The 4,586-nt window shown below is 53.7% G+C and carries 2 protein-coding genes; both read right to left on the bottom strand.

Annotation, left to right across the window (positions count from 1 at the left end; translation table 11 throughout):
• Positions 1-122 precede the first annotated feature (122 nt).
• On the bottom strand, positions 123-2,444 hold the full coding sequence (locus TU80_RS30870; protein WP_057006131.1) for a glycosyltransferase: 2,322 nt from the start codon (positions 2,442-2,444) through the stop codon (positions 123-125).
• A gap of 202 nt (positions 2,445-2,646) precedes the next feature.
• Positions 2,647-4,425 carry a hypothetical protein gene (locus TU80_RS30865; protein WP_235000082.1) on the bottom strand — a complete coding sequence of 593 codons (1,779 nt, stop codon included), beginning with the start codon at positions 4,423-4,425 and terminating at the stop codon, positions 2,647-2,649.
• Between the last annotated feature and the right edge of the window lie 161 nt (positions 4,426-4,586).

Below are 4,586 nucleotides of genomic sequence, written 5' to 3'. Positions count from 1 at the left end.
GAGCACAAGGTCGGCAGCCTCGCGCTTGAATTCAGGAGTAAAGGAGCGGCGTTGTTTGGTCATCTGACACCTCGATCTGGCGAGCATTCTCGCCTAAATGGGTGTCCGGTTTCATTAGACCACTACACTAGTTTCCGAAGCAGCGAACCGAAGTCGTCTCCCTGTGCTGCATGAGCCGCCTCCAAACGTGTGCGCAATACTGGGGAAAATGCTAAATCAAGCGCAGCCCAACGGATTGCCTCTTCCTCGTCTGATGCCATCGCCTCTAGCACAGCCAATAGCTTGCTTGTAGGCATCGTAACGCTCAACAGGGCCGCATATAGCCGTTTATCACCCCGCCACTCCTTGGTCACCGGTTGGCCTTGTAATACATTAAAAAAACTTATTGCCTGCTCTACTGCCTGCCCTTCGTAGCGCGGTCTCAAGGTGGTAAGTGCAAGAACCGTCGGCGCGAGAAGTGGATCCTTATCGATTAAATAAGCAATATCGTATGACATCATTTCCACAGTACGACATCGCTCGCTTTCCTCTCGATAGGCATCTAACTCTTGCCACAACGTCATCTCCGGTGACTCCGGCATTTCGTTTTCGAATGCGATCAACAGATCCGGCCTTACCGCCGTCAATCGGGCAAGACGGATCTGGAGTTTGAGGTCCGACGTCAGCAGCTCACGGAAGTGGAGACAGAATTCCTGCGCCAGGGATTTAGCCGAGCGGCCGAATTCGGTCGAGAAATCCGACAAGTAGAACAACAATTCTTTCCGAAGGAAGCCGTCGGACAGGATCACATCCAAGAGATTGGTCGGCAGTAATCCGGTAAATTGACTGAAAGACGACGACACTCCCTTACATGCAGCCATGTACCTCCAGCATACGTCCAACCCACCGGAATCACGGAGTGCATTTGTCTCGCGCGGATAGCCGCCAAAATTGTGCTTCAACACATTACCGATCAAGTCCGCCAAAGGTCTAAGCTGAGCAAGCAGTGTCTTGCATTCGGCGGCGTTCATGCGCTTACCGGCATCGCTCACATAGTTGAATGCCGAGCACAACTTACTCCAATCTCTGCCGATGTCGACGCGGTCAGGACTGTCTAAAAGCTCTAGCAAAAATGCTACCTCCTCCCGCCCCTCGGCCGCTTCCCTAGCCATGTTCCGTCGAACAGTCCACTGAACTGAAACTGAATTGGCCATTGGCCAACCCGTCTCAGAAAGAATTTGAAACGCACAGTCCTCCCAAGAGAACTTAACCTTGAGATGCTTTGCTAGCGAAAGGGCATCGTGTTTACGCTGACCATAGTTTTCAGCGAGTCGAACGATAGCTTCCGACAAGATATCAACATCGCTTTCCTGAGGTTCACCCGCAATTTTGCTACCTCGAAGCTCGATCAATTCGACGTTGCTAAATGACTGTCCGGGTAACTGAATTCTGAGCTCTTCAATGAGCATGGCGAGCCCCGACTGTTTGGAGCACACTAGCGGCACGCCTGCGCAAAGGGCCTCCCACCCCGTCAGACCGAAGCCTTCGTGCCATGAAGGCATCAGGGCAATGTGAGAGCTAGCCAAAAGCTTGTAATTTTCGTGCTGTTCGGGCGTGAAGATCACTGGTTCAATCGAGAACATTGCATTTTCAGCCGCCCTCCTCTCCAATTTCGACAGGAGCGAAGAACCTCCATCACTTTCCACACCACAGACAAAAAGTCGGCCTCTAGCTCGGAAGAAGCTAAGTTTGCTTTTCCTCGCCTTGTCGTATGCTCGTAGCAATGCCTCCACGGAAAGAATGCCATTCTTGATGGTGTCATCGGAAAGCCCCAACCGGCCCGAAACGAAGACCTGCAACATCCCTTCGCCAACATTCACCGGTTGAATTTCGGCGGCTCCTGGAGTCAACTGCTTTAGAAAAGGGCGCTCGTCTTGGCTTTGAGATGACTGTCTGAAGCGAGCTGCAAGATATGGCCCGACGGCAAACGTCAAGTCCGCAGACGCAATAATCATTCGCTGCTGCTCGGCACGTTGCTCCACCACCACGAGGTCATGCCCTTTCTGTCGGGCATAGGCGGCGTAGTCCATGTGGCTGATGACCGCTGACAAAACCTGAACTTTGGCAAGCCCCCCCTTTAACAACTTCGCTGTCTGAATAGCGAGATCGCCCGTCTTAACATCGTGGCCGAGGACTAAGACACCACGTACCATACCCTCCGATACATCCGAAAGGTTCTGCCGGATATCATCGACGATCGAGTCAGGCTTGAAATCATGCGGGAGAAGAACAATACCTCTAGGTGGTATGGCATCGCCGCTGGGCAGTACTTCTACAAAACAAAGGCATCGACTCCCTTTCGGAAGCACCTTAGCCATACCTAGGGCGACTCCCGTATTGAAGACGTTTAGGCCGCCCTCTTCACTACCCCAGCGCGTTGCAATAAAAACGACCATATAAGCCATGCATCCTCCAGCGTCCGTCTTAATCTCAATGGCACTAGGCATTCGCCGCCAGCGTACGTGCCTGCCAACGGAAAGAAGTGACGTTCGTAAAGGTATCTATCTTAGCGGTCCGCCCCTGATGCGCGGCACTATGTAAATCTAGGTCATCCACGATGGCGAAATACAAGAAGCAACCAGACGTACTCCTCAGCCGCTTCGTGAATCAATTCTCTGGTTCGTTGACCAGCCAGTAAGCCTTCGCTGCCCCTCCCTGCCTCGCGTAACTGATACAGAACGCCATAAGATCACTCAGGTGAGCATTGATCGCCGAGCGGCGAATGCCAGGCTGAACGCCGATCACGGAAAACGTGAGCTTGGTGGCCGGTGTAGTTTTCAACAGCTGAGTAACGTCGGCTCTGTTGCCGCGAACAAAGTAGGAGGGTGATGTGTGCCTTGGAAGCATCCTATCTTCCATGTGCTGAACAATCGTCGGCACGTTGCAGTAATAGACCGACTTGACCAACTGTCCTGCCACCTCGTAGACATCACCCACACGGCCTCCACTTGGTGGCCCACCCGCGCCTTTGCAGTGATAGAAGCTGACGTTGACCTGATCCTCAGCATTCTTGGTGACGCAGATATAATCCGCGGCCTCCCCCGCCCTGTGGTCGTAGAAGAGTCCTTGAACATCCGGCAGGTTGACCAAGTATCGCTCCAGGTGCTCCTGCACGGTCAGGTTTCCCGCGAGCAGGGCTCGCTTTCGCAACGTCTCGGGGGATTGATCCTGGGGTAGAAATTCGATGTGTATGCCACAGCCCCTCCAATCGATGATCTCTGCATCGCCAGGAGCCAAACGTTCGGTTTGCAGCAACGGTGCAGCCATCAAATTCATCCCCTCAAAGGATGATTTATCGGCGGCATAGAACACTGGACTGTGTTCACAGAGCCAGTCCGCCATTGCAACCCAGGAATCGTGGGCAGATTCGATTTCGACGGAGACGTCAGGATCCAGACACGTCACCATCCGTGCGTTTGCCAAGTGAAATCGCATTGGCACCACGCCGAAGGCGCTAACCAGCGAAAAGGCTAATTGTCCCGCCGGTAGATCGCACTGAAAGTTCTGGATGTCCCACTCAACCAATCTCGAATATTGAACGCGCTGTTGGGTGGCAGCCCGAAAGCGGACTTTCGGGTTGTTTTTGAATCCGCTTTTAGGCCAGTTCGCCGCTATGACCACATCTGGTAAACGACTCAAAGGCTTGCTAGAGCGCACGATGTCTAACTGGGTTGCGCTAAAAGGCGCATTACCGGAGAGGCGTCCGTTCAAGGTTTGCACCCACTCAACGAAATCAAGGATCGAGAGGCGCTGATTGCTCCATATCCGGGAACTGCTGCTTGCGCCAATCGTTTCCTTGACCTGTCCATTCATACCGCTGCCGAAGAAGTGTCCTTGGGAGAAGACTCGACTGTCGCCAGCTGTCACCGCCCTCTCCGCCTGGGGGCCAGTGAGGGTTCGATAAGTCTCTCCCTGCGAGTTGAACGTCGTGTTCTTCAGCCCAACGTTGTAAAACTTGACCTCCTCCAAGCCCGCGCGCGCCCTGCTGGTCTGTTGGTAGCTAAGCGGTCTGCAGCCACCGGGAGCAATCGTGTCCATGATGCTGAGGTAAAGCTTTTCCGTTCGACGGGTCGACCCTATGTAGCAGAGTTTTGCCGCCTCGAAAAACATCAAGAGAAACACGTCGTGACGCACATCGATCAGAGCATCAGAGATGGCCCAATTGGGAGACGTCTCGTCTGCCGTCAAAACCAACGAGATTGTCCCGTCTTGCGTTTCCCACTGCTTCACAATCCGCAAATGCCGCCCAATCGTGGAGTCAAGGAGTCCAAAATTCGGTGGCTCGTCACACTCGAAAACACGTACATGGGCATATAAACTAAAAGACAGCGGCGAGACAGATTCGTAGTCAGATTCGGCAATCTTCCTCACGGGGAGCCTTTCCATAAACTCCTGCTCCTCCAGAGATCCCGCGAGTTGAGCGGTAAGCGTCCAGCCCGCCCACCTTCTCCTCGAGCACCCCTGCCCGCATCCTCTGTATTTTTCAGCAGGGGATTCACATGGAAACGATGCACGCGCGGCGCGAGTCCTGGGCCAGGCATGTCCAG

This window comes from Pseudomonas veronii (assembly GCF_001439695.1).
Classification (GTDB): domain Bacteria; phylum Pseudomonadota; class Gammaproteobacteria; order Pseudomonadales; family Pseudomonadaceae; genus Aquipseudomonas; species Aquipseudomonas veronii.
The sequence above is the reverse complement of the archived record's forward strand: the minus strand, read 5'-3'. Positions and strand labels throughout refer to the sequence as shown.

Coding starts and splice junctions, on each gene's coding strand:
- TU80_RS30870 (WP_057006131.1), bottom strand. CDS start 2,444: ATGGCTTATATGGTCGTTTTTATTGCAACGCGCTGGGGTAGTGAAGAG.
- TU80_RS30865 (WP_235000082.1), bottom strand. CDS start 4,425: ATGGAAAGGCTCCCCGTGAGGAAGATTGCCGAATCTGACTACGAATCT.